Annotated in this window: 22 protein-coding genes and 1 pseudogene; 2 read left to right on the top strand and 21 right to left on the bottom strand. The window is 58.9% G+C overall.

The features are described from left to right. Positions 1-671: 671 nt before the first annotated feature. From gcvPB to AC0JZ8_RS02350, 4 genes and pseudogenes are all read right to left on the bottom strand, one after another. Positions 672-2,225 (bottom strand): aminomethyl-transferring glycine dehydrogenase subunit GcvPB, encoded by a 1,554-nt coding sequence (gcvPB, locus tag AC0JZ8_RS02365; RefSeq protein WP_471891603.1) that lies wholly within the window; start codon positions 2,223-2,225, stop codon positions 672-674. Further along, complete coding sequence (gene gcvPA, locus AC0JZ8_RS02360) at positions 2,222-3,625, bottom strand: aminomethyl-transferring glycine dehydrogenase subunit GcvPA (protein ID WP_471891602.1); 1,404 nt, start codon at positions 3,623-3,625, stop codon at positions 2,222-2,224. The genes gcvPB and gcvPA overlap by 4 nt, the downstream gene beginning before the upstream one ends. 28 nt (positions 3,626-3,653) lie before the next feature. Further along, positions 3,654-4,811 carry an ATP-NAD kinase family protein gene (locus AC0JZ8_RS02355; protein WP_471891601.1) on the bottom strand — a complete coding sequence of 386 codons (1,158 nt, stop codon included), beginning with the start codon at positions 4,809-4,811 and terminating at the stop codon, positions 3,654-3,656. Between the two features lie 478 nt (positions 4,812-5,289). Then, positions 5,290-6,031: pseudogene (locus tag AC0JZ8_RS02350) on the bottom strand (DDE-type integrase/transposase/recombinase); the annotation flags it as partial. 369 nt (positions 6,032-6,400) lie between these two features. On the opposite strand from AC0JZ8_RS02350, the gene AC0JZ8_RS02345 reads away from it, so the two are divergent. After that, positions 6,401-6,610, top strand: coding sequence for a hypothetical protein (locus AC0JZ8_RS02345; protein ID WP_471891600.1), 210 nt, complete (start codon positions 6,401-6,403; stop codon positions 6,608-6,610). A 21-nt stretch (positions 6,611-6,631) separates the two neighbouring features. Here AC0JZ8_RS02345 and AC0JZ8_RS02340 read toward each other — a convergent pair whose 3' ends face one another. Further along, on the bottom strand, positions 6,632-7,252 hold the full coding sequence (locus AC0JZ8_RS02340; RefSeq protein ID WP_471891599.1) for a TetR/AcrR family transcriptional regulator: 621 nt from the start codon (positions 7,250-7,252) through the stop codon (positions 6,632-6,634). A gap of 90 nt (positions 7,253-7,342) precedes the next feature. Here AC0JZ8_RS02340 and AC0JZ8_RS02335 point away from each other — a divergent pair, with 90 nt between their 5' ends. Beyond that, complete coding sequence (locus AC0JZ8_RS02335) at positions 7,343-8,350, top strand: Rossmann-fold NAD(P)-binding domain-containing protein (protein WP_471891598.1); 1,008 nt, start codon at positions 7,343-7,345, stop codon at positions 8,348-8,350. Positions 8,351-8,581: 231 nt separating this feature from the next. On the opposite strand, the gene AC0JZ8_RS02330 is transcribed toward AC0JZ8_RS02335, so the two are convergent. The 16 genes from AC0JZ8_RS02330 to oiaX form a co-directional block, all read right to left on the bottom strand. Then, positions 8,582-8,839: a hypothetical protein gene (locus tag AC0JZ8_RS02330; protein ID WP_471891597.1), complete on the bottom strand. Its 258-nt coding sequence runs from the start codon at positions 8,837-8,839 to the stop codon at positions 8,582-8,584. A gap of 44 nt (positions 8,840-8,883) precedes the next feature. Continuing rightward, positions 8,884-9,087: a hypothetical protein gene (locus tag AC0JZ8_RS02325; protein ID WP_471891596.1), complete on the bottom strand. Its 204-nt coding sequence runs from the start codon at positions 9,085-9,087 to the stop codon at positions 8,884-8,886. Positions 9,088-9,252: 165 nt separating this feature from the next. Continuing rightward, positions 9,253-9,879, bottom strand: a complete 627-nt coding sequence (locus tag AC0JZ8_RS02320) for a UvrD-helicase domain-containing protein (protein ID WP_471891595.1) — start codon at positions 9,877-9,879, stop codon at positions 9,253-9,255. 325 nt (positions 9,880-10,204) lie between these two features. Continuing rightward, positions 10,205-10,573 (bottom strand): UvrD-helicase domain-containing protein, encoded by a 369-nt coding sequence (locus AC0JZ8_RS02315; protein WP_471891594.1) that lies wholly within the window; start codon positions 10,571-10,573, stop codon positions 10,205-10,207. 18 nt (positions 10,574-10,591) lie between these two features. Continuing rightward, positions 10,592-11,218: a hypothetical protein gene (locus AC0JZ8_RS02310; RefSeq protein ID WP_471891593.1), complete on the bottom strand. Its 627-nt coding sequence runs from the start codon at positions 11,216-11,218 to the stop codon at positions 10,592-10,594. A 61-nt stretch (positions 11,219-11,279) separates the two neighbouring features. Continuing rightward, a complete protein-coding gene (locus tag AC0JZ8_RS02305; protein WP_471891592.1) occupies positions 11,280-12,293 on the bottom strand; it encodes a nucleotidyl transferase AbiEii/AbiGii toxin family protein in 1,014 nt (337 codons plus the stop codon). Continuing rightward, complete coding sequence (locus AC0JZ8_RS02300) at positions 12,286-12,879, bottom strand: DUF6088 family protein (protein WP_471891591.1); 594 nt, start codon at positions 12,877-12,879, stop codon at positions 12,286-12,288. The genes AC0JZ8_RS02305 and AC0JZ8_RS02300 overlap by 8 nt, the downstream gene beginning before the upstream one ends. A 250-nt stretch (positions 12,880-13,129) precedes the next feature. Continuing rightward, positions 13,130-14,995 carry a D-apionate lactonase gene (gene apnL / locus AC0JZ8_RS02295; protein WP_471891763.1) on the bottom strand — a complete coding sequence of 622 codons (1,866 nt, stop codon included), beginning with the start codon at positions 14,993-14,995 and terminating at the stop codon, positions 13,130-13,132. Positions 14,996-14,997: 2 nt separating this feature from the next. Next, positions 14,998-16,035 (bottom strand): Gfo/Idh/MocA family protein, encoded by a 1,038-nt coding sequence (locus AC0JZ8_RS02290; protein ID WP_471891590.1) that lies wholly within the window; start codon positions 16,033-16,035, stop codon positions 14,998-15,000. 2 nt (positions 16,036-16,037) lie between these two features. Continuing rightward, positions 16,038-17,102: an ABC transporter permease gene (locus AC0JZ8_RS02285; RefSeq protein WP_471891589.1), complete on the bottom strand. Its 1,065-nt coding sequence runs from the start codon at positions 17,100-17,102 to the stop codon at positions 16,038-16,040. Beyond that, positions 17,099-18,652, bottom strand: a complete 1,554-nt coding sequence (locus tag AC0JZ8_RS02280; RefSeq protein WP_471891588.1) for a sugar ABC transporter ATP-binding protein — start codon at positions 18,650-18,652, stop codon at positions 17,099-17,101. Before AC0JZ8_RS02280 ends, AC0JZ8_RS02285 begins: the two co-directional genes overlap by 4 nt. Beyond that, positions 18,649-19,299 (bottom strand): DUF2291 family protein, encoded by a 651-nt coding sequence (locus AC0JZ8_RS02275; RefSeq protein ID WP_471891587.1) that lies wholly within the window; start codon positions 19,297-19,299, stop codon positions 18,649-18,651. Before AC0JZ8_RS02275 ends, AC0JZ8_RS02280 begins: the two co-directional genes overlap by 4 nt. Positions 19,300-19,372: 73 nt before the next feature. Continuing rightward, the gene (locus tag AC0JZ8_RS02270; protein WP_471891586.1) at positions 19,373-20,314 is read right to left on the bottom strand and encodes a substrate-binding domain-containing protein; all 942 of its coding nucleotides are present in this window, start codon (positions 20,312-20,314) and stop codon (positions 19,373-19,375) included. 69 nt (positions 20,315-20,383) lie between these two features. Further along, positions 20,384-21,283, bottom strand: coding sequence for a phosphogluconate dehydrogenase C-terminal domain-containing protein (locus tag AC0JZ8_RS02265; RefSeq protein WP_471891585.1), 900 nt, complete (start codon positions 21,281-21,283; stop codon positions 20,384-20,386). A gap of 180 nt (positions 21,284-21,463) precedes the next feature. Beyond that, positions 21,464-22,801: a four-carbon acid sugar kinase family protein gene (locus tag AC0JZ8_RS02260; protein WP_471891584.1), complete on the bottom strand. Its 1,338-nt coding sequence runs from the start codon at positions 22,799-22,801 to the stop codon at positions 21,464-21,466. Between the two features lie 5 nt (positions 22,802-22,806). Beyond that, the gene (gene oiaX, locus AC0JZ8_RS02255; protein WP_471891583.1) at positions 22,807-24,066 is read right to left on the bottom strand and encodes a 3-oxo-isoapionate-4-phosphate decarboxylase OiaX; all 1,260 of its coding nucleotides are present in this window, start codon (positions 24,064-24,066) and stop codon (positions 22,807-22,809) included. Between the last annotated feature and the right edge of the window lie 135 nt (positions 24,067-24,201).

The following is a 24,201-nucleotide window of genomic DNA, read 5'->3' as shown; positions in this document are numbered from 1 at the left end:
AAAGTCGCCGAGCACAAAGAGCCTATGGCGCGAATGTGACGGCATAGTATTTGAAAAGAGGCGCGGGATCTCGGCTTCGACGGAGCGCAATAACCCGCCCCGCCACTTCTAGGTCGTGATTAGCTCGGCCTAGTACATATAAAGGCAGAGGTTCAACGCGTCACCTCTTACTCCACCGCTGACGGCTTATGAGTTCTAGTGAACGGTCTTCTCTGAGCACGTAGGTTTCATAGTAGCTATCTCTATCTGCGTGGAAGTGGTGTGGGACAGTGCTCCCGATTGGGGATCGCTGCAGCTTTGTCTTAGGTTGCCCCTTGAATATGAGACTGCCCGAAATCGGCTCAATAGCGTGAGCTATTGTAACTATTGGTATTTCAACGGCCAAACCGGCAAATGTCACTAAAATCGCAACGCTCTTAATTGCTCTGGAGGATGCTCGCGTCATGGTTTACTCCTGATAAAGTACCACCCTTGGTGGCGAATCTGCTAGCAGTCGCAGCTGAAATTGCAGTAACGGCAGGACTGAGTGACGATCTCTGATGATCTTATGCAAAGCGGTGGGGTTACATGTTTCTTGCGTTGCAACAGTTGGGGCGCGACAATGGATCGGACGTTCCGGCAGTGGATACGAACAGTATCACACCGCCGGCTGACCAATCGATACGAGCTCGCTACGCCTTCTGCGCTCGCTTTTTCAGGTGAGCTCGCCAAGTCATGGCCCGGGTCGATGGATCGTCGATCATTCCTGGCTTCAGACGGTGGATCGCTTGGTTATGGGGTGAAGTCTTGACGATCTCCGGATTGGAGTAAGCCTCGTCGGAGATGCGGTTGAGGACAGCGATCCATCGGTCCAGGGCCTCCTTGCCGTACATCTCACCGGCTTCGGGCGTGAAGGGTTCGGGCAGAAGCCAAGGCTCGTGGCTTGCCCACAACGGATCGATCCCGAAGTCTGTCATCCGGTTCTGAACGTCGTGAATGTCAACGCCGGTCTCCTCCTTCATCTTCTGGAAAGAGTAACGCGTCATCTCCATTCTGGGGGTCGTCTGCTCAGGATGGGAGCGGGTCACGCCCTTGATCGCGAGCAGCCCCTTCTCCATGTAGTTGTTGGACATAACCGAAATGTCGGAGGCTTGGGAAATGCCATCGGCACCCATGGCGCGGGTCCATGCGTAGGCCTTCAGGACCACTTGGATGTTGCCCAGGAATTCACGGATCTTGCCGACGCTCAGTGGTCGGTCAGCGTCGAGGCGATAGCGGTCTCCGTCACGGACAACCAGCGGGGATGGTAGGAAGGGCGCAAGTTTAGCCGAGCACCCATAGGCGCCGGTCGCAGGCCCGCCGACGCCGGTCTTCGGCGCGCCGAAGGTTTTGTGCAGCATGAACATGCAAGCGTCAAAACCGAGCTCGCGAGCACGAAGTTTCGACATGGTGCCGTTGAAGTTGGCGGCGTCGTAGAAGGCTAGTCCGCCTGCTTCGTGAACGATCCGCACCCATTCCTTCATGTCGGGATTGTAGACGCCCATGTCATCGGGGTTGTTGACCATGATCGCGGCAGTGCGGTTGGACACCACCGCCTTTAGCGCGTCGAGCGACGGGTAGCCGTTTTCGTCCAGCATCAGGGTGATGACCTTGAAGCCAGCCGCTGCCGCAGTGGCAGGGTTGCAGGGGTGGGTCTGGATCGTCACGATAACTTCGTCGCGCTGTTCCAGCTCGCCGTTTGAGGCGTGATAGGCGCGTGTGACCGCACAATTCAAATAGGCTGCCTCGGACCCGCCTCCCGCCTGGAACACGAACTGATGCATCCCCGACAGCTCGCGTAGCATCAGGTCCATGTTGTGCACGATCTCCAATGCGCCCTGCATGGTGTCTTCATGCTGCAGAGGGTGGAGTTCCGTGATCTCGGGACGCCAGGCCATCTGCTCGTTGATCTGGGGGTTGTACTTCATGGTGCAGGTGCCGAAGAGGCTGATGCCCATCATGCCCAATGTTTGCTGAGAGAGACGTAGATAATGGTAGAGAACCTCCGGCTCCGACAACTCGGGCAAGGCCGGTTTGTCCTGCCTGCGCATGCCGGGCGGGATCAAGTCCGACACGTCACCGATATGCTGCCGGATCTCCGGTTCCGCGCGCGGAAAGAGCACGCCACGGCGACCCGGGTATCCCATCTCCATGATGACCGGCTCGTTCCAGACGGGGGCCTGGTATTGCTTAAGTTCGACGCTCATAGTGAGATCACCTTCTGAAGCGCGCCAGCTAGGCGCTCGATGTCGGAATGGGTATGGACCTCGGTGACGCAGTAGAGTGCGCTCTGGCCGAGCTCGGGGAAGTCGGTGGAGAGGTCGTGACCGCCGAATATGCCTTCGTCGCGTAGCGCATCATTGATCTGCGAGACGCTCTTTCCGGCGTCGTCGAAGTTGACGACAAATTCCTTGAAAAAGCCCGAGGGGAACTTGACACTGACTCCCTTGAGTTCGCCAAGGCGGCGCGCGGCGTGGTGAGCGCGCTGTAGAATAATTTCACCTATCTCAGCGAAGCCCTGCGGCCCCATCATCGCCATGTAGGCAGTCGCGGCGACCGCCCACAGGTAGACGGAGTGACCGATCCAGTCCTTGCCTTTTTCGCGTAGGTCGTAGGAAGACTGGTGGAGCATGGCGCGCCCGAACCCAAACTCGCCCGGGTTGAGCGTCTCGGCGATACTGATGCAAAGCGTCGGATACTCCCCTGCGTAGCGAGGTTCGTCGCGCGTCGCGATGAAACCGCCGACCCCGCCGCCGGCATGTAGGTGAACGCCCAAGGGCTGAATGGTGCCGACGACAATGTCGGCGCCGTAGGACGATGGTGGGGACAGCACACCCAGAGAGATCGGGTCAACGCCTACGATGGTTTCGGCACCGGCCGCGCGAGCGATTGAGGCGATCTCGGCTGCCTGATGGTCGATCATGCCAAGATAAGATGGGACTTCGAAGTAGACGGCTGCTGTCTGCTCGCCGACCGCGGCTTTCAGAGCTTCGAGATCTATCCGCCCCGTCGCCGGATCGTAGTCTACGAGGCGGATTGCAATGTGGTTCGACATCTCCGGCGGTTCGCAATAGTTGCGAATGATCGAAAGCCGCTCCGGGTCGATTGCGCGAACGACGGCCACTTCGTGACGGCCAGTCAGTCGGGCCGCCATTCGAAGTGCGTGGCCGGCGGCGGTGCCCCAACTACGCACGGGCATGCCGACTAGGTCGAGGTTCAGCAACTCACCGAGTTGGCTGCAGAACTCAAACCATGCTTGGTAGAGCCCATGGTCGGAACTAGGCTCGCCATAAATGGAGGTCAGCCATTCGTTGCGCCGGACGATCTCGTCGACCGCCGCCGGAACATGATGTTGCCAGATGCCGGCGCCGAGGAAACTTAAATTATCCTCCGTGGTGCTGTTCTTCGAGAGAGTCTCGATGAGATGGCGCCGCAGCTCCCGCTCGCTTAGGGCGGGAGGAAGGTTGAGCGGGCGGCTTATGCGGTGGTCCTTGGGGATCTGAACGAACAGGTCCTCGATCGTCTTGACGCCAATCGAATCCAGCATCTCTCGCTGAATTGCCTGCACCGAATTTGCCATATAGGGATGTGCTGTCTCGTCTCTCATAGAGAATACTCCTTAGTGAGCGTTTTGATTAGGCACGAATTTTCACCAACATTGTCCGGTCAGGACCGGTGATGACGGGCATATGTCCTGTCAGCATTGCGTTGATTTCGGCGTCGCCGGTGTCGACGCTCAGAACCCCGGTGGGTAAACTGATCAGCTTCTCCACAGTCGACATGACTCTGATATTGTTGCGGCCTACCCTTCTGATTACCTCCGCGCTGATTTGCTGGTTGCCACGCCCGAAGAGGCTGCCTTGACCGCCGAGCACGCCGACGAGTATCTCGGCTGGATGCCCTTCGATGACGGCCAAGAGCGCCTGCTCATCAAGATCGGCACCAACGACCTTTCGGTTCAGGACCGCATCGACACCTAACAGCGTGGACGAGATACCAATGGCGTCTGCCACACGGCGGGTGGTCGTTCCCGGACCGAGTATGTAAATTTTTCCGTCCTGCATATTGCTGGCTACTTGCCGGGCTACTGCGTCCAGCACTGCGTTCTCACCTCGAGTTGAGCCGGCTTTCGCATTCTGTACGAGGCGACGTTCGAAGGGGCTGCGTGCGTAACCATAGAGCTGTGCCGAAAGGGTGCCGGCGCGCATCGCATCTTCGTCCAAGTCCATTACTTCCGCCTCCCGCAACAGCGCGTGGGGGCCGCCAGCCAGAAACAGGGCGGCGACGTGACCCGCGTTGGCCGGCGTAGTGCCAAAGACAGCGGAATGCATCTTTACGCCCGCTGGCACCCCCAACATCGGCACCCGATGGCCGCTCGCGCCAAGTATATCGCGCGCTGTGCCGTCACCGCCAGCAAAGAGGATCAGGCCTACGCCTTGGTCCGCCATAGCTTCAGCGGCCAAGCGAGTATCGAGGCTCTTATATGAGCCTGTGTGTGAAAGGTTTAGAACAATGGGTTCAATGCCAACCTCTCGTGCCACAACCTCACCCATTGGTCCGGCGACGGTGAGGACACGAATGTGAGGTAAGATTGCCAGCAACCGCTTTAGGGCCTCGCTGGCTCTTTCCCCAGCGATTGGACGGGCGCCGCGGAGGACGGCCTCACGAACGATCGCTTCCCCGTCCGTACCCTTCAATCCGACGCTTCCGCCCATTCCTGCGATTGGGTTGACGATGAAGCCGATGAATGGACGTGAATTATCATGATCACTTGTACGGTCGGAAACAGACATGTGCAGCTTCTCTGTTAGCTTCAAAATACGGAGACATGCACTCGAGAAACGGAGCACGTGTCGTTAGTGCTGATCCTGTAGCCTGTGATTTAGTGGAAGAAATTGCGGTGCGCGGCACCGAAGTTGCTATGACGGTGCCGAAGTTGCGGCCAATGTCCCGACAATCGCAATTAGGCGAAAGTAACGTATTGCACCAACTGTTTTCACGTAGATAAGTAAGACGTATCTCGCGCTAGGGCGATGATTAAAACGAGCGCTTTCGCTCGTCCGAATAGATAGTAACGAAAAATGCGATTTTTTGTGTAGTTTCCTCCAGCCCCGGTGCCTAACTACGATGTAGTTGCTGTGACTACGCAGTATTTGGGCCATGTAGTCGTGTGTTTACCGTTTAATAATATGACTGGATAGCGGTGGGGCCACGTAAACGCGATCAAACTGTAGCAGCGTTTCGTCTAAGCCGGTGGTATGGGCCCATCGGCAGAACCCTCCGGCTGAACCAGTCCACGACGGCGCAGAGATAGACAAAACCGCGAGCCATCGGAACGTAGGTTATGTCCATTGCCCAGACCTGGTTGGGCCGGGTCACCGTCAGCTTGCGCAGAAGATAGGGATAGATTCTGTGCCGAGGTGCCGGTCTCGACGTGTTCGGGCGACGGTATATCGCCTCGATGCCCATCTTCTTCATCAGCGTGGCGACGTGCAGCCGCCCGGTCTCCAGCCCTTCTCCCCTCAAGAGCCCTTGCAACATCCAACTTCCGGCAAACGGGTAGTCGAGGTGCAGTTCGTCGATCCGCCGCATCAGGGTCAGATCGCCGTCGCACACTGGACGTGGCAAATAATAGACGCTGCCACGGCTGAAGCCGAGAAGCTTCGCCTGGCGTGAGACCGACAGTTTGTGCGCGCGGTCAATCATTTTTTCCGCTCAGCAATCCCGCCTTGCCGAGCGCTCCAGCGAAAAAATCGTTTTCCAGTGTCAGTTCGCCTATTTTGGCGTGCAGCGTTTTGACATCGACCGTTGGACCTGCCGGTTCCGCCTTGGCTTCATCGCCGAAAACGCCCGTCGCCCCCTCAAGGAGCTGATCTTTCCACTGTTGAATCTGGTCGGCATGCACGTAAAACTGCTAGGACAATTCCACCAGCGTCTGCTCACCTCGAATAGCGGCGAGCGCCACCGTTGCCTTGAAAGCCGGGCTATGGTTCCGGCGCGGTCGTCTTGTCATGCTCTCTACTGTTCCCGGCATCTAAGCCGCAGTCAGGCAGAAATTCCACTTATCCTAGCTGTGCAGATTTCCCGAGCCAGCTCTATTCTCTGGTCCTCTCAATAGGCCAGAGCTTATTTCAAAAAGGATTATTTCAGCGGGGCAAGGTCAGGAGGGGTGACGCTTGCGGTGCCGGACAGTCCGCTGGTCGATCGAGCGGAAGGTTGCTTGGAAGAACAAGGGACGCCTTCGACCGCTATGAACCTTATGTCGGTTCGAGCGAGATCTTTGCCTATCTGGGTGAAGCAAACAGCGTCTTCACTCAATATGCGCCTTGAAGAGACGCGAAAGCTCCTCCGCCCTCTTGAGGGATGCGAACGGGAGGCAGTTTTGCGCCGGCTTGAAGCGACGCTAACTGAGCAGATACACGGACTTGCTCTTTTAGCGCGTTGCCTTTTGCCGTTGATTCCAGGCGCAGCCACCGAACTTCACGCCCGGCTCTGCATCGAGGTGCCGGCGGACTACGACGCGCCCTTGAGCGTCAGCGGAGTGAAAACCAATTCTGGCGAGGTTTTGTTTTTCGGCACGATGACGCGGTAACTTGCGTTGACAATCCGCGGCTCAGGACGGCCCCGCGCTTAGCACGGCCCCGGCAATTATCCCGGTGAACGTGGCGATTGCTTCACCTTCATCGCAGTCGCCACGCAGCTTTGCCGCCGCAAGCGCTTCACCGGCGCCAACCAGGCCGACACAGCGCCTCTTCAACTCATCTGAGGGCAATCGGCTGTGCGGCGCCAGCACTGTGACAAACATCGCCACGCCGAGGGCCAGCAATTCCTGGAATACGGCAGCTTTCTCTTCGCTGCCGGCTAGCGCTGCGCCAACCGCATGGAACTCGCCGTCTATGTCGGCGGCACACTGGATGTAAGCGGCTGCAAGCAGACCGACCGTCTCGGTGCTGCTGTGACGATTGACTGCCATCGCGTCGCGAAAGGCGTCGACCTTTTGCGTGTCGATCCATCTGTAAAGTGCAATGAGGAGTTCGGAGCGGGTTTCGAAATGATCGTAGGCAACCGGCTTCGACACACCGGCGCGAACAGCGAGGTGACCCAGCGTCAGGCGGTCCGCACCCTCTTCACGAACGATCAACAAAGCAGTGTCGAGAAGTTGCCGTCGGCGCTTGGCCTTCGACAGCCTCTTTGCGACCGTCCCCGACTTCTCTGTCGTCTGACTGGGGTCCATATCGATCCTTGATTGCTATCCTACCAATAGTAGGTTAATACGGCATTGTCTACCAATGGTAACTTACGAGATGATGGAAGCAAAGAGATTATGCACGTCAAACCGATCCTGATGATGGGTGGCTCCGGCGCGATCGGCCGCCTCAGCGCTCAAACCCTGCGCAGCCTCTATCCTGACGTCCCGCTGGTTTTGGCCGGTCGGAACATTGCCAAAGCGCAGGCGGCTGCGGACGAGCTCGGCAATGCCGACGCCGTAGAACTGGACCTTTCCGCCGAAGATCTGGGTCTGGGGGGCCGGGACGTCGGCGCCGTGGCGGTCTTCTACGCCGACAACCGTCTGGCCGGTCTCAGGTTTGCGCATGCGCGTTCGCTACCCCACCTCAACATCTCGTCCGGCGTCTTCGAGATTGCTCCCGAGATCGCGACGTACATGCACAGACCCGAGGCGGGGGCAGTGGTGCTCGGCTATGAGTGGCTGGTGGGCGCAACAACGGTTCCCACACTCGAACTCGCCAAGAGCTTCCATCGTGTCGACAGCATCAAGATCGGCGCGCTGGTGGACGAGGAGGATGGCGGCGGTCCGGCTGTCGCGGAAGATTTCGAACGCTTGTCCAGAATGATGCCGGCAGCGCTCACGCTCCGCGGTGGCACCTACATCTGGCGCGCGGGTGATGACGCTAAAGCGTGGTTTCGAGCGATCGACGGTACCGATATCAAAGCTTCGGGCTTTTCGTCGATCGACGTCGCGGGCCTTGCCGCGGCCACCGGCGCGACAGACGTACAATTCAATCTCGCGACCGGCGTCAGTTCAACGCGGCGTCGCGGAGGACCGAAGTCGACGGAGATCATCATCGAGTTGTCCGGGGAAGGGCGTGATGGTCAGACGCTTCTGACAAGACATGCAGTGTTTCACCCCAGCGGGGCGGCGCCTTTGACGGCGCTCGGCGTTGCGACGATCCTTGAACGCTTGACCGGACTGGACCGACGCAACCCCGCGTCACCTGGTCTTTACTTCCCTTATCAGTTGCTCGATCCGGCAACCTATCTCAACCGTCTGGAAGCGGCTGGCGGCGCTGTAGTGGAACTGGAACGCCTCTGAAGACAGAGTCATCGGTTGCTGGGAACACCGGCTCGAAAGAATCTTCGGCCGGCAACGAACACGTGTCGTTGCCGGCCGCGCCGAGGGCATCGCTTCGCACGTTCATGACACCGGTTTGCGATCGCGACCAGATGCGGCAGATCTCCTCACCTCGGCGGGTAGGGTTCGATATCCGCAGCCCAATAATGTCTCGCGATATTCTGGCTGTTGCGGATGACGTGATACGCGATCTCAGGGTCGCCGCCCCTGCAGTGTGTCCGGGTCCGCGCCGCACATCACGCAGTACATCCTCTGGCGAACGACGCTCGCAACATACTCCATCGCCGGCGCGGATTTCTCCTGGCCGATGGCTCTCATATCCTCGACAGCCTTCTTAACCGCCTGGTCCCGCGCCAGAGAAACCGCTGAAGCCAAGGCCTGATCCGCACTCTCGATCACGTCGACGATCTTCATTTCGTGGGGTATGGGCACAGGCCGAGTTTCTCTCATGTCCAACTCCATAAACAGCTGAGGGTCTGGTTGCGCGGGAGCGCCTAGTCCGGTCGGCGGGCGAGCAGCGACAGGGAGGCTTTTGCCTTCTGCGTAAATTCGCGGTCCGTGTCGGTTGCGGACCCAAGTCCCGCGTGGCGTGCGTCAATGACGGCTTCCAGGCGTTCGTCGATCGTTGTATCCGGAGCGCGGGCGTGATCGACCAGAGCTCGAATGACGGTCTGCGGTCCCACCCAGAAACCTGCCAAGCCGGTCCAGGAGCCGCAGGCTGGCCTGACTGAATTGGGGCTTGCCGTTCTCGCCCGTGATCGGAATTGCCGTGATGGATCGCGCAATCGCCGGTCTGACCGAGCGAACTGCTTTTCTCAGCTTAGCGGGGTTCCGTTGTATGAAGTTGGCGGCAGCATCGGCGATCACCTGATTGCGGTAGGTCGTCTCGAATTGCGTGAAGATGCTGATGTCGGATCCGGAAAACCATAAATCGATTGCCAATCGTCTCCGACTGCAAAGATCTTTGAAAATGGTTTCTGGTGCTTCAGTGCCTTGATCAGATTGGCGCGGGAATCCGAGATATTCTGGAATTCGTCGACGAGGATGAGGGAGTAGGGGCTCTTATACCGGGTCTTCTCCACCAAACGGGTGGCGTTGGCGACCATGGCATCAAAGTCGATGCGTTTGTCATCTTCGAGCTTCTTCGCAAAAGCTGCGGTAATTTTCCAGATTGCCTGTGCGAACGTTCTGGCACGCTTCTTGTCGTGAAGGGTACTTGCGCGCTCAAGGAGCATTTCCAAAGTCAGATCGCCAGCTCGGATATGCTTGAAGCAGATGGCGATCACTTTCTGGAAATGTTGTATGATGACCGGTTCGACCGCGTTCAGGATTTCCTCTAGGCTTCGTTGCTGGAGCTGAATTCCCCGTTTGGAAAGCTCGGCCTGGAGCCGAAGGAGAAGCGTTCCGTCGTTGGTCTCGGCCGATTTCGTCGTGAATGCGTCCAGTTCTGTACGGTTGTAGGCCGCCAGCTTGCTATCGGCATGTTCCACATAGTTGGTGAATGACGAGGATTCGCTATCGATGGCAAATGCTCATGGATGGGGATACTTGCCGGATATAGAAGTCAGGATGCACATGCCTAATCGACCCGTCTTCGTCTTGCGTGGCGATTTGGCGCTCATATTCGAACTCGACCGTGTTGAGCCACAGCCAGTTCGCTATCATCTGCTCTTGCAAAGATCTGACATAGACCCCGCAAATGCGCCGATTGACGCTTCGCCGCCACGCCGGCGCGCCTAGATGTAGCGGTTATAGTCCGCATCGCTGTCAAAGACGGACGCGGGAATATCGGCTTTCGGATAGAGCGCCAGAAGCTCAATCCAGACCTTTGCAAAGCCCGCGTCCGATCGCATCAAGTCTTCGATGATTGGCGATGACCCGTGCTTCGCCAGCAGGATGGTCCACCCAATTCGCCAATTGCGGTGGCTTGGCCTCCACCAGTTCGAGGATACCCCGAGCAAGAGCGTGGAACGTCGCGACCTTGCACCGCAGATCCGCCGGTTGGACGCCAAGCTGACGTCCAATTCGCTCCTTCAGCTCTCCAGCGGCTGTCCTGTTGTAGGCGAGAACGAGGATTTCCTGCGGCTGATACAGCCCCTTGTCCAGCACATAAGCAATCTTGCCGACCATCGTCGCCGACTTCCCGGACCCTGCAGACGCGATCAGGAGATTGCTGTCCTCCAACCGAATACAGGATTCCCTCTATTGATCCGATAATGATCGGCCATCGAGATCGTCGAAGAAAGTGGCGTGCCTGGTGAGCTCGGTCGCAACAAATTCATCATTGTACCGATTGCGCCGGTCGGGGTCGGTCAAGAAAGACAGGGACCGTTGAAGATTAGCTTCCATGGCCGCTGTTATGCCATCGGCGTCAAACAAGGGATGGGAGAGTGCGGCGGCGGCTGGGCCCGAAACACTCGCGATGGCTTGCACGAGATCCGCCTGCGCCAAGTATTGCCGCTCTCCCTCGATCAAGGGCTCGAGTTTCGCATCGACCTCTTTTAAAGCCTCCTGATCCGTCCCGATCAGTTCGAGCAGGTAGCGATTGATGAACCTGTGGAAGTCATTCGCGAGCTGGCTCGCAGCCTCTTCGCCGAGGCACGACAGAGTTTCGACATGACTGCGCTTGCGAACTTCGACCGTGTGCCAAAGCAGGGCATTTTTGATCCCGATGGCGATAGTATCGAGACATCGCAGCTCGGCCCGCGTTCCGGTGTTGAGCTCGACAGAGCCCGCGGTCGCCGTGGGTAGCCGGAGCTTCCACCTACCGGAAGGAAGCAGACGAGCGAAAAGGCCGGGCCGATAGGTGGTGTAGTGATTGAAAATCACGGGTCGGCCATCGCGTGAATTGTCATTTCAGTTGGCTTCCGGCGATCAGGGACGCTTTTTCTCAGCCGCCGGCATTGGCCTTGTCTTGGATTTTCGCGCATCGAGCGAGTAGTTCGTCGAAGGTCTCGGCCTTATCGAGAAGAAGACCGTCTTCCAGCATCCGGGCGTAGTCCTGTTCGAGAGCCGCCCTTCCTTCGCCGGAAGGTGCCAGCTGCAGTCCTCCGCCCACGGCTGCTTCGTAGTCGATCGGCGTTCTGTCGGCCGTTTTTTCGGCAAAAAACATCGATTTGTGTTGTGCCACCGACTTGGCCAGGTCGCGATCAGCGATTGCGCTGTCCGCGATGCCTATATCGTCAAGACGAACGATATCGTGCCAGTGGCGTGAAAAGCGCTCTCCGCGGAGCCGTTCCTGCAGACAGAAGACGTGGATTGCCGTCGCCTTTTCCCAGAACGTGCGTTCGGCATGCATGACCCGCGGTCTGGCGGTGGGAAACTCGATGCCATCGACAAGGCCAGCAGCGTCGCATGAAATCTCGCGAACGCTTGCCGGCTCTCCGGTCGATCGAGCTCCAAACTCCAGCATTACGCTTGGGGCGACATAGCCGGATCCTCCAGCAACTGCTTCGTAGTCGATGAATAGCTTGTCGGCTTCGACCCGGACGGTGGCTGGAAGCGACTGGGCGTTGATCGCATCGATAATGAGCGGACGCACGGTCTCGGATACCCAGACCGGCAAACGCTTGCGAACTTCGCTCGACCAGCGCTTTTCCTCGCTTCTGGTTTTTGGCAACGCCTCCTCATTCTCGCCCACGAAATCATTGGCGAGCTGACGGATATCGTAGGTCAGGTCAACATCTTCCGAAAACCTGCGGATGGCGTTGTAGGCTTTCGAGAGGGACGTGCCGCCTTTGAAGACAAGGTGGTCGCCGAGAGTCGTTCCATAAAGGGTCTGCAGCGCCCAGACGACCCACGTGTCCTTCTCCAGGAGGTGGATCGGCCGTCTGGATTTCTCCGCTGCGATCGCAAGAACTTCTCTTCGATCTTCCCGGGTCAGCCGCAAAAACTGTTCAGCCATGAGCGGCCTTTCCTACACTGCGGGCAAGCCAGCTAGGAAACTGAGGGGCGGCGGCAACGAGTTCGGCGAACGCCTCTGTGGACAGCTTCCGCTTGATGCTCGGAAGAGCCTCTTCAGCCTTTTCCGGGCCGAGCCAGGCCAGCGCACGAACAGCCAGGCCGGCAGGCTTGTTCGCCAAGGCGAGTTGCCAGCGCGGCACGTGCTTCAACTCGACCGTCTGGCTGCCGACAGTCATGGTTCGGCTGCGGCCGGATGTGAAGTAAACGGACCGGATCGGCACCTGAGTGGACAGCCCGAGTGAGTTTGCAGCCGCAGCACCATTCGAAACTATCACCTCGCCACGCTGATGTGCAACGGCTTCGACGGCTTGCTCGACCGTCGGCGGCCGGCTTCCGAAGCGACTCTTGATCGCCTTGAGATAGATCCCACGACCAGCCCGAACAAGCTCGCCGCGTTCATATAGACGCGACAAAGCTTGGTCTAGCGCGGCGCGGTTTCCCAAATGCAGGAAGGCCTTTGCGGACAGCGCCGTTCCCTCGGGCAGCTGTTCTGCGTAGGCCATGATCTGTGTTGTCAGTCGTTGCATGGCTATTCTCCTGTCAGAAATATATGCAGTTTTCTGACAGTTTGCAATGCAAGACCCTTCAGCCGCAGGCGTTAGAAGAAAATATCAATATATCAGTCGCTTGGGACTTTAGGGCGGCGGGTCGTACGTTCAGATCCTTTCAAGGCGCGCGCCACCTATCCTATATCTCAGTCCAACTTTTCCGATGCTTCCCTAGCCGCTGCTCCGCTGACAGCGAAACTACGGAAACGATGCTGAATTCTGTCTGCAATCAAACCCTTGCGATCTGCTCGGTCGAGAAGGGTGCAAGGATCAGCACTCCTGTCCGACAGTGATCGCTGCCAGCCCATTCCGTCAGATCTACGGTTACCTGTTCCGCGGTAATGTTGATCAACCAGATTGACGACGTTTCGCTATCCTGCGATTCAAAGCATAAAAGGCGCGTCGGGTCGGACGAGATGCACTGCTTCCAGGTTCGACCGGCCAATCCGGCAAGCGCGTGTACGATGCGCAATAGCGGACGCGCTTCACCTTCCGGTGACGGCTCGTTCCTGCCTGCGACCAGCCCGAAAGGTCCCGTCAGCGCCGAGAGGGTCAAGCATTCCAGCCCGGCATCGAGGATCCGGCTCGCATAGGCCATGGCGAAGGCCGCCGCAAAAAATCCGTTTTGGCGGGGATCGGTATTGGCCATGGCGATGCGCCTGTCGCCCGGATTGTCCATCGTCCGGCTACCATAGGGGTTCTGGCGCATGGGTATCGTCGATGGGCCGATGCGGTAGGGTTTATCGCCGTAGATCGCGCGGACGGATCGTGTGATGAAGGGCAGGGCTTCCAGTGTCTGCATTACGCTCAGATCATCTGCAGCATGGACGATGGGGTTGGTGCAGTGGCTGATGATGTCGAGATTGGCGGACGGCACGCGCTTGCGGTTCAGTTCGGTAAAGTAGCTCAGCATTCCGCCCCCGAGCCTGATGCCCGGGAAAGCATTGCGCGCCGCCGCATAAACCTCTTCGAGGGGCGGGCATTCCGGCCAGGTGCTGCCGGGTGGCGTCGACTGCCGATCCACGTTGGGCGAGATGACGATTGCGTCAGGTCGAAAACCGGCCGACTGCATTCGTTCCGCGATCTCGACCGTTTCGTCCGCGAGAGGTCGATGGCATGCGAGTGCGATTTCAAGGGTGGTCGTGCCGGGATGTAGCTTGGAAATCGCGGCAAAATCGACAAAGCAGTCCGCGGTGTGTCCCGCTAGCGGATCGAAATGGAAGAGCAGTTCCTGCGGTCCGACCTGTGCCAAAAGGTCCGCCTGCTGCAGTGTCGATTTTGCCTCCTCGGGAGTGATGATCAGGGCAATTTTTGGAAATGTGCCTGTCTTCGATCCGCGGGTAATGACGACGGCAGCCGGAAAATTTCTCATCGGCGCAGATGCAGAAGGGCGATGGTCTCTCACCGTGAGCGTGACGGCCTGCGCTACCGTTTGCGATGGATCGATTGTGTAAGGCCAGGGCAGCGCCAGGGGGCGGACATAGGTCTTGTAGGATGCATCCGACCAGTTTCGCTGATCCTCCATCTCGAACGTATCACCATCCATCCGGCATTCGGCCACGACGCCGGGCAGGACAGTATGGGTAATTCCCCGCATGTTCTGGAAGGGTTGCCAGGGTTCTATCAGATCAGGCAGGCAGGTCTCCTCGAACCGGCCGTCGACATAGGCAACGGTCACCGGCGATCCTGCCAGACCGACGATCGGATGCAGGATGCAAAATCCGCAGCGATTGGTCTCGAAACCGGTCGATGACAACGCCTCGGCCGAGAATGTCAAACTGCCTGAAGCGTCGCCCGAAATCGATACACAAACCGTCAGTTCGGTTCCTGCCGGACCCGCGTAGCGAGCGGAATACGCGACTGTGAAGGAACCATCTCGCTGCAGGATGTCGAGATCCGTCAGCTCCGGGCTATACGTTCCCCAGTCGCGATCCCGCACAAGGTAGGAAATGGCACGAAGCACCTCCATGCCGTCATACGTGATGCTGCGCAGATTGCCGTTTGAGAAGTCGGCAGAAAGCTTTCCGGCAGTCAGCCGGACCGGCGGCGTCTCACGGGCATGGGTGCCGTAAAGCGCGAAATAATCCGGCTCGATACTCATCGCAGAAGCGCCTCGATGTTCACTGTCTGGCCGCTCGCCGCACTGGCATAGGCGGCCTCCACCAGGGCAAAGGTCTTCAGGTTATCGGCGCCCGATGTGGACGTTTCGGTGCCGGCTTTGAGCCGATCCGTCCAGTGCTGCTGGATTGCAAACACGCTTTCCTGGATGTTGTGCCAAGGGCGCGAGGCCCAGCCGAGAAGCGTCGGGGAGACATCCAATATCTGGGTGCCATCGGAGCCATTCACCTCCAAGCGATAGCCTTGCGACAGTCGCAGGCTGCCCTTCGTGCCGTCGAGTTCGATCAGTGTTTCCGGGAAAGGCTCGGTCGAGAGTTTGCTGGCATAACTGACGTCGACGATCGATGTGGCGCCGTTTTCGTGGTCCAACAGGATCGTTGCCACATCCTCGCCCCTGATCGCCGGATTGACGCGGCGGGTGCGCGCCGAAAGGGCACCGACATCGCCAAGAATGTAGCGTGCGATGTCGAGCGTGTGGATGCCGAGATCCTCAGTGATGAAACGTTCGCCTTCAGCCAGATATGGCTGCCCGGAAAACACGTCGTAGCCTGATCGGAATGAAAACCGGCCCCAGAAGGGCTCGCCGATCGTCTCTGAATCAAGTACCCGGCGCACAGCCTGGATCGGCGTCTGCCAGCGAAAGTTTTCGTGCACCATCAGTGGAGTACCGGCCTGCTTGCAGATTTCGACCATGGCCTTGGCATCGGCGAGAGTTTTTGCGAACGGTTTCTGGCAGATGGCGGGTATTCCGTGCGCAGCGGCCATCTCGACGAGAAGCCGGTGGCTCTGTACCGTTGTGGCGATGTCGACGAAATCGAAGCCGCCATCAGCAAACAGCGCGGCCGCATCGCTGTAGCGGTGCTCGATGCCGAACTGGTCGCCGACGATTTCCAGCCGGGCCGGATCGCGGTCGCAGATCGCCACGATATCGGCACCGGTCACGTCCCGCCAGGCATGCATCTGGTTGACTGCGAAGAAGCCGCAGCCGATCAGCGCGCCACGTAGCTGATCCGTCATGGTCAACCTGCCTTTGCCATCTGCATCAGTGTGACGCGCTGCTGGAGGCGACGCTGCGCCTGGTCGACAATGACGGCGATGATGATCACAAGACCCTTGATCACCATCTGCCAGAACGACGAAACGCCCATCATCACCAACCCGTCGGAAAGGATGCCGATGACGAAAGCGCCGATGATGGTACCTCCGATCGTGCCGCGACCGCCGGACATCGATGTGCCGCCCAGAACCGCAGCCGCGATCGCATTCAGCTCGAAACTTTCGCCGGTGGCCGGATGTGCCGCCATCAGCTCCGAAGAGATGACAAGACCAACGATTGCTGCACAGAAGCCGGAGAACATATAGACGAAGATTTTGACCACATCGACGCGGATGCCCGACATGCGGGCCGCACGCTCGTTGCCGCCGACCGCGAAGATGTGCCGCCCGATCGGTGTCGAACGCGCGATGTATGCGGCAATCAGGGCCAGAACGACGAGCATCCAGATCGATACCGGCAAGCCAAGAATTCGGCCGGCGCCCAAAAACTCGAAACCGGTCGTTGCAAACTCAGGGCGACCGACGAGGTTCGGAAATGTCTGGCCGTCGGAGGAAAGCAGCGCCATGCCGCGAGCGATGTAAAGTGTTCCGAGGGTCGCGATGAAAGGGGCGACATTGAGCTTTGTAATCAGCAACCCGTTGATCAGGCCGATGAAAAGGCCGACCAGCACCGTGATGATGACGATCTCGTAGATGTTGAAGTAGATCGTGTAGCCGATCGGCAGGACGACGCCGTTGAGGATCAGGGCGCCGGCGACCATGCCGCACAAGCCCACGATCGACCCGACCGACAGGTCGATGCCGCCGGTGATGATCACGAACGTCATGCCCATCGCCAGGAAGGCGTTGAGCGCGACGTGCTTCGACATCAGGATCATGTTGGCCGTCGAGGTGAAGTTCGGTGCGAAAATCGAGAAGAAGATGATCACTGCAAAAAGCGCAATGAATGTTCTCAGCTTCATCACGGTCAGAAGCCAGGAACCATTCGATCGCGTCGCGGGGATTGCGGTGGAGGTGTCTGCAGTCATGACGCGTGGTCCCTTATCTGTGTATGCCCCTTGGCCGAAGCCGCGACGATGGCTTCTTCCGTGACCCCATGGCGGTCGAAAACGGCAACAAGCTTACCGTTGCTCAGCACCGCGATCCGGTCGGAAAGCGCCATGACCTCCTCGAGATCAGAGGTCGAAAACAGGATCGCAAGGCCGCTGCCGGCCAGCCGGCGCATGGTGCGAAAAACGTCGGCTTTGGCGCCGACATCGATACCCCGGCTCGGTTCGTCCATGAGCAACACCTTGGGATACGTCATCAGTGCCTTGCCGATCACCACTTTCTGCTGGTTGCCGCCCGACATCGAGGTGACTTCGAAGTCAGGATTTGGCGCCTTGATTGACAGATCTTGAATGATCGCCTTGATCGCCCGTTTTTCTGCGCTTTCAACCACGTGAAATATCCGGACGAACCGTCGAAGGCTGGCCAGCGTCAGGTTGCTGGCAATGGACAAGACCGGCACCAGACCCTCTCGCTGGCGGTCTTCCGGGATAAGCGCAAGTCCGTGTCTTATCCGCCGCGTCGTGTCGCGCTCGCGGACCTCCCGGCCGTTGATAAAGATCTTGCCGGTGGCGTGCCGATGCCGGCCCATCACGCATTCGAAAAATTCGCTGCGGCCGGCGCCCATCAATCCGTAGATACCAAGTATCTCGCCCGCACGGACCGACAGCGTCACATCATCGACGGCAAGTCCGCCGGTGCGGCGCGCGAGGCTGATGCCTTCGGCCCGAAATGCCTCCTCGCCGATGTTGTGATCGACCGCGCGGGCGAAATCCTTCGCGTCCGAGCCAATCATAGAACGCACGATCCATCTCGTGTCGATGTCCTTGACCATCGCTTGGCCGGTGATCTGGCCGTCGCGCAGGACGGTGATGTAATCGCCGATCCGCATCAGTTCTTCCAGCCGGTGCGAGATGTAGACGATAGCGACGCCTTGTGCCTTCAGTTCGTTGATGACCTTGAAAAGGATCTCGACTTCGGCGGCCGAGAGCGCCGACGTAGGTTCGTCCATGATCAGGATGCGGGCGTTGAGGGACATCGCCTTGGCGATCTCGACCAGTTGCTGCTGACCGATCGGCAGATCCTCGACCATGGTCTCTGCACTGATGCCGGCATCGAGCCGCTTGAGAAAGCCGTCGGCTTTCGCGACTTGCTCCGCGTGGTCGATACCACGCAGACCACGGGTGATTTCGCGCGTCGCAAAGATGTTCTCGGCAACGCTCATATTGGAAAACAGATTGAGTTCTTGGAATATCATGCCGATGCCGTGTGCCTGGGCTTCGGCAGGACTGCTGAAAAACACCGGCTCGCCGTCAAGAATGATACGGCCCAGCGTCGGGCGCTCGACGCCGGCGATGATCTTCATCAGCGTCGATTTGCCGGCTCCGTTCTCGCCGACCAGAACATTGACCGCGCCGCGCCGTAGTTCGAGATTGGCGCGCTTGACGGCGACGATGCCGGAATAGACCTTTGATGCATCGTCGAGGCGAAGGATCACCTCCGGGTGTTGTTCGATGCCGGTCGCCGTCATTCGGGCTGCCCCAGGTTCAGCGCGGACGGTGTAATCAGCGGCAACTGTCCTGATGCGGGCAAGGCAAAAGCGCCCACGACGGAGATGGTCCGGCCCGTCAGACCGTCGCGCGGAACTTTTGCGAGGAAATCGGCGGCGATCTTCTCGTTGAACGCCTTGCCGAATTGCGCCCATTCGATCTGGTTCTTGAATTCATTGAAATTGACGAACTCCAAGGCGTCGCGCAGCGCCGTTCCCCGGATGGCAGGACCGATCTGAACCTTGGCGTTCGCCTTGCCATCGCCATCGGTATCCACGTCGAGAGTAGCGGCGCGTGACTGCGTGTCGGCGGCAACCACCTTGCCAGTAAACTTGACGGCATAGGTCCAGGGGGCGCTCGCCTGCTTGCGCGGGTTGCCGTACTTCTGGCCGGCTTCGTCTGGTCTTGATGCTGCAAGGTCGACGACCTCACGGATATCAGCTGCACGGCCCTGCAGAAACGGAACTGCCTGCGATTGCCAGACTGCGTCCACCTTGGCTGCCGGATCGAATGCGGTTTTCGCCGCCTCTGCGGCCTTTTCCTCGGCGGTCGGCGTTTTTATAATCTTGCACGCAGGCAGCGTTGCCGCGAGCACGGCGACGATCACAACGCCTCTCATCCTCAGCATCGAATGCACTCCACTTCGCTGGAAGAATTCGGAAAGCACGCGGTGCGCGCGCTCTCCGGTTCTGGAACCCGGGTTATTTGCTCAGTGCAAAGGTCTCGAGCTTGGAGGCGTTGTCGGCATTGATGAGCACGCAGTCCATCAGCTGCTTTTCTTCCTTCGGCGCAGTCTTGTTCTTGATGTAGGCATCGGCCTGCTCGACAGCCATCTGGGCCTGAGCATAGGCTGGCTGCAGAACGGTGGCCTTGATCCCGCCCGCCTTGATCGAGTCGCGCACATCGTTCGAACCGTCAAAGCCGACGACGATCACGTCCTTGCGGCCGGCGGCCTGCAGCGCGGCGATGGCGCCCATCGCCATAGTGTCGTTGCCGGAGATCACGCCCTTGATATCAGGGTTGGCCTGCAGGATGGTCTCCATCTTGGCATAGGCTTCCGTCTGGCTCCAGTTGGCGGACTGCTTGGCGACGTTCTTCAGGTCCGGATAGTCGCCGATGACGTCGTTATAGCCCTGCGAGCGGATGCCGGCATTGGTGTCGGATTCCTTGCCGACGAGTTCGACGTAATTGCCCTTTTCGCCCATCAGCTTGACGAATTCCTGGGCACCGAGCTGGGCGCCCTGGTAGTTGTTGGAGACGATCTGCGCCACGGCGACGCCGGTGACATTGATCTCGCGGTCGATCAGGAACGACGGAATGCCCGCGTCCTTGGCTTTCTTGAGAGCAGCCACAGTAGCATCGGCGCCGGCATTGTCGAGAATGATGGCCTTGGCGCCGCGGCCGATCGCCGTGTCGATCATCTGCGACTGCTTGTTGGCATCGTCGTCGTGGGTCATGACCAGAGCTTCGTATCCGAGCTCCTTCGCCTTGGCTTCGGCACCGACGGCCTCGGCCTTGAAGAACGGATTGTCATGGGCCGGTGTGATGATGGCGATCAGATCCGCTGAAAAGGCGGGCATCGCCGCGCCCATGGTCAGCAAGCCTGCAAAAACGGTCGCAGTCAGTCTACGTGTCAATTTCATGGTTTCCTCCCGGTTGAAAAGCCCCGTCTCCCTCGGGGCTGCTATGTGATGGGCAAAGCCCTAGGCGGATCAAGTAATACGCTGAATGCTGTCGGCGATTTCCTTTGGCTCGAACACCCTTTTCCAGTCGTCGCGCATCAGCGCCGGGATGCCGAACTCGATCGCCTTGTTGCAGGCGTCGGAGAACACGCCGTCGACCTCCTTGAAGATCACGGCGCCCAGGACGTTCATGTGGCCGAGCAGGAAGTCGCGAGCAGCTTCTTCGGGAACACCCCGCGACACGCACTCGTCCATCGCCTGGCGCATGACGACCAGAAGCGAGGCGCAGACCGTTTCCGACAGTCCAGGTTCGAGCATGGCCATCTGCTCCACCGTCACGCGGTGCGAACGCATGACCGGCGCCCAGATGATTTTAGCAATGTCCTCGCCAGTGGCATAGGCGCTTTCCGGCCCCTGCATCAGTGCCGAGACGATGTGCTGCTTGGCAAACAAGCCACCGAAATGGTCTTTTTTGGCCTGGATATCCGTCTCGTCGTTGAAGATCGGCGGATGGCACGGATGTGTGACGAAATAGGTGAGGTCTTCACGCTTAGGCAGGTGGCCTGCAAACGGCGCCGCGGCATCCAGAGCGACGACCATGGTGCCCGGCTTCAGTTTGTCGATGATGCCGACGGCAACCTTGCCGATAGCGGTATCCGGCACCGCCAGAATTACAACGTCGGCTCCTTCAAGAGCCTCGTCGACGGGCACGCAGGATAATCCGAGATCGGCCTGAAGCCTGGCCTTGCCGGCATCGCTCACCTCGACGTGTCGCACGTCGTAATGCGAACCCTGAAGATTCTTGGCCAGCCGGTATCCCATTTTTCCGCCCGCGCCGAACAGAGCAATCGTTGTCATGTTTCCCACCTTGTCGTTTTGTGGTTGTATATCGCTACTGGTATGATGAGTCAATGAGTATGCCAAGTGCATGGCATTCCCTTTTGCTGAATCGAAACATTGATCCCGTCGATATCCACAAAAGAGGGTCGGTCATCGCTGCCCAGATGCCTTGAATCCCGCACGACATCGTCTTCGCCTAGACGTTTCAGCGCAAAGGATTGCATCGCTGGAAGCGTGTCGATCTCAAATGTGGTGTCGGGAAAGTGTCATCTAGACCCTTCTTCCGTCCCGGATCTGCGTAAAATAGCCGTCGGCTCCGACCTGGCCGCCCTTCAATGCAATTTGCAGACCGTTGGTCGCTCTATATTGTCCATGTGCGGTGCAAAGCGGTGAACCAGGCGTCTGCGGCAGCGGCAGCAGCGTCGTCAACGCTTCGACGCGCAGTTCTTTCAGCGCGTGGCTGGAGGTATCGCCGCCAGCGATCACGGCGCGTTTGAGGCCTTGCTCTTCGACCAGATGGCGCAGGATGATGCCGAGAGTTTTTCCGAGCCGATGACGCGCACCGGGCAGACGGTCGATCTCCCTGCCGCGATCGGCGGATGGACCAAGTGCCGTATGCAGCACGACGCTTCTACCTGTCTGCAGGCCATCGAGACCTTCCGCGACAGCAGCGTCGATTGCTTGGTCGCCGCTTTCGCCAATCAGTGCCAGAGGATCGAGATCGACGGCATGGAAGCCATCGTCGATCGCGGTGCGGATCTGGCGTTCCGTCGTCGGCGAAACGCTGCCGGACACGACAACCAGCCTGTCGACGGGGCCTGGCAGGGGAAAATCGATTTGCTCACCGATCAGCCCTTCTTTTCTCCATGCTGTGATCAGCGCGTATTCGACGCCTGAAGAGCCGGCGACAAAAAGCCCGTCGGTCGGCGGTTTGAGCCGCCATAGGTGCCGACCGGCGGCGGTCTGGGTCGCATCGTCGTCGACGTCAAAAAGGACGCTTCCCGTCGCCTCCTCAAGTTTCCTATCCACAAGCCTGTCCGCGTCAGGACCGGACAGAACCGCACTGTCCACGAGGCCGATAGGCAGGCTGGTCTGCTTGCCAAGATGCAGAACCAGATCCGCTTCATCCATGGGGGTAACCGGATGCCGGCGCATCACCGGATGGCGGTCTATGCGGTAGACCTTGCCCTGATACGCGGCAAAAAGATGGCCGAAGGCGGTATAACGTCTAAGCTGCGGTGCGCCGACCACTACAGGGACGACGGTCTGCTCGAACAGCCTAATTCCGATCTCGATTGCCCTGCCGATACTTCCGATTGCGGGGCTGGAATCGAAGGTCGAGCACACCTTGTAATGGCAGATGGCGGCTTTCCGCGCGTGTAGCCAGGACAGGACCGGCGTCAAATGCTGGTCCATCCACCCGGGCGTTTCGCTGCGGCTTGTGCCGGCAATGCCGAGCGCCCTGCAGTGGCTGAACTGCTCCAGCATTTTTGCGTCCGGCACCCCGAGAAACAGCACCGTTGGCACGCCGTTGGAGGCAAGCGCCTCCATTACGTCGGTCGAGCCTGTAAAATCGTCGCCGTAGAAACTGAGAAGAAGCTTGGACATGCCCGTCATGCCCCCTTGCCGTTGGAAAATTTAGCGATCGAGGCCGCCAGTTCCGGATGATCCTGGGCATAGACGTCAATGGGCATGTCCGCCACCGCCGCCTGCCATGCCTGCTGTACAGCCCGAACCCCGGCCGCGGGGCCATCGGGATGGCTGACGATGCCGCCGCCGCAAAGATAGAGGAGATCGGTGGTGCGCCCGGTTCGATTGTATGTATCGGCCGCCTGGCCCCCCCATTGTCCGGATCCGGCAACCGGCAGAGGGCAGTCTGCTGCATCGAACAGCGGCGTACTCAAGGCCTTGAAAGAGGCGACGAAGCTTTCGTCGGGCTCCCAGTATTTGATTCGAATGCCGTTGATCTGAAACTGGTCCACCCCGATCAGTCGCCAGAATTGCTGCCAGACCTTGAAATCCATGCCGGCACCCGGGTCACGCGTCAGAATATCCCAACCGTTGCGATGCGCATGCAGGACGAGCTCGGAGCGCTTACGCAGAAAGGTCATTCCACCGAGGCCGATGGAATTTATGTTGACGACTGCACAATTGCCTCCGGCCTCTAGCACCAGGTCGTGGTTGCGCATGAGCTGGTCGGGATCGGCGTGCGAAATGCCGAAGGCATACATCACCTTCTTGCCGGTCTTCTGTTCGTGATCGAGTATCAACGGCATTATGGCGGCAACGCGTTCCTTCAGAGGCGAATAGGCCGGGCTCATCAGTTTCTCGTCGTCCTTGATGAAATCGACGCCGGACTGGACGAGCTCTCCGACGAGTTCGGCCGTTTCTGCAGGCCGAAGCCCGAGCGCCGGCTTGACGATGGTACCGATGATCGGACGGTCGTAAACGCCGGTCAGCATGCGACTGCCGGCGATGCCGAACTGCGGACCGGGATGGGCCTGTGCAAAGGCTGCCGGCAATTTCATGTCGACGACGCGGATACCGGTCATCCCCTTGATCGAATAGACACCGCCGATCGCGATCGTCATCAGTGCTGAAAGGTCGGTGCCGACAGCATCGAGCGGGAATGCGATATCGACATCGGCACGCGAAAGCGGTGCATGTCCCTTGCCGACCTCGGGCCATGTCGGGCTATCGGCATCCCCAAGCGGCCGGACCGATACGACTCGAGCCGCAACTCGCGCTTTCAGTTCATCCGTTTCGCCGGGGACAGGTACGAAGGTTCCGGTGGATTGATCGCTGGCAATCTTGTCCGCCATGGCCTCGATGCTGCCCGGCGTTTCAATGCGATAGGTCAGTGTGATCGTCATGGAAAATCAGTTACTCCTCCCGCCAAGACTTAATCGTGGCGCCAACTCATCATCTGGTATAATGAGTATTCCAACTTTGGGGAAGAAGAAATCCGGAAGGCATTGCCATTTCGGTCGCCCGCCAATCGTGATGTC

The organism is Velazquezella soli (genome assembly GCF_977018685.1).
This window is presented reverse-complemented; position numbering and strand designations above follow the sequence as displayed.

Bases quoted from the DNA above. Each gene is read 5' to 3' on its own strand.
- AC0JZ8_RS02330 (WP_471891597.1), bottom strand. From the start codon at position 8,839: ATGAGAGAAACTCGGCCTGTGCCCATACCCCACGAAATGAAGATCGTC.
- AC0JZ8_RS02275 (WP_471891587.1), bottom strand. From the start codon at position 19,299: ATGCTGAGGATGAGAGGCGTTGTGATCGTCGCCGTGCTCGCGGCAACG.
- gcvPA (WP_471891602.1), bottom strand. From the start codon at position 3,625: ATGAGAGACGAGACAGCACATCCCTATATGGCAAATTCGGTGCAGGCA.
- oiaX (WP_471891583.1), bottom strand. From the start codon at position 24,066: ATGACGATCACACTGACCTATCGCATTGAAACGCCGGGCAGCATCGAG.
- AC0JZ8_RS02335 (WP_471891598.1), top strand. From the start codon at position 7,343: ATGCACGTCAAACCGATCCTGATGATGGGTGGCTCCGGCGCGATCGGC.
- AC0JZ8_RS02265 (WP_471891585.1), bottom strand. From the start codon at position 21,283: ATGCACTTGGCATACTCATTGACTCATCATACCAGTAGCGATATACAA.
- AC0JZ8_RS02340 (WP_471891599.1), bottom strand. From the start codon at position 7,252: ATGGACCCCAGTCAGACGACAGAGAAGTCGGGGACGGTCGCAAAGAGG.
- AC0JZ8_RS02290 (WP_471891590.1), bottom strand. From the start codon at position 16,035: ATGACGGATCAGCTACGTGGCGCGCTGATCGGCTGCGGCTTCTTCGCA.
- AC0JZ8_RS02305 (WP_471891592.1), bottom strand. From the start codon at position 12,293: ATGGCTGAACAGTTTTTGCGGCTGACCCGGGAAGATCGAAGAGAAGTT.
- AC0JZ8_RS02355 (WP_471891601.1), bottom strand. From the start codon at position 4,811: ATGTCTGTTTCCGACCGTACAAGTGATCATGATAATTCACGTCCATTC.
- AC0JZ8_RS02260 (WP_471891584.1), bottom strand. From the start codon at position 22,801: ATGTCCAAGCTTCTTCTCAGTTTCTACGGCGACGATTTTACAGGCTCG.
- gcvPB (WP_471891603.1), bottom strand. From the start codon at position 2,225: ATGAGCGTCGAACTTAAGCAATACCAGGCCCCCGTCTGGAACGAGCCG.
- AC0JZ8_RS02285 (WP_471891589.1), bottom strand. From the start codon at position 17,102: ATGACTGCAGACACCTCCACCGCAATCCCCGCGACGCGATCGAATGGT.
- AC0JZ8_RS02270 (WP_471891586.1), bottom strand. From the start codon at position 20,314: ATGAAATTGACACGTAGACTGACTGCGACCGTTTTTGCAGGCTTGCTG.
- AC0JZ8_RS02280 (WP_471891588.1), bottom strand. From the start codon at position 18,652: ATGACGGCGACCGGCATCGAACAACACCCGGAGGTGATCCTTCGCCTC.
- AC0JZ8_RS02300 (WP_471891591.1), bottom strand. From the start codon at position 12,879: ATGCAACGACTGACAACACAGATCATGGCCTACGCAGAACAGCTGCCC.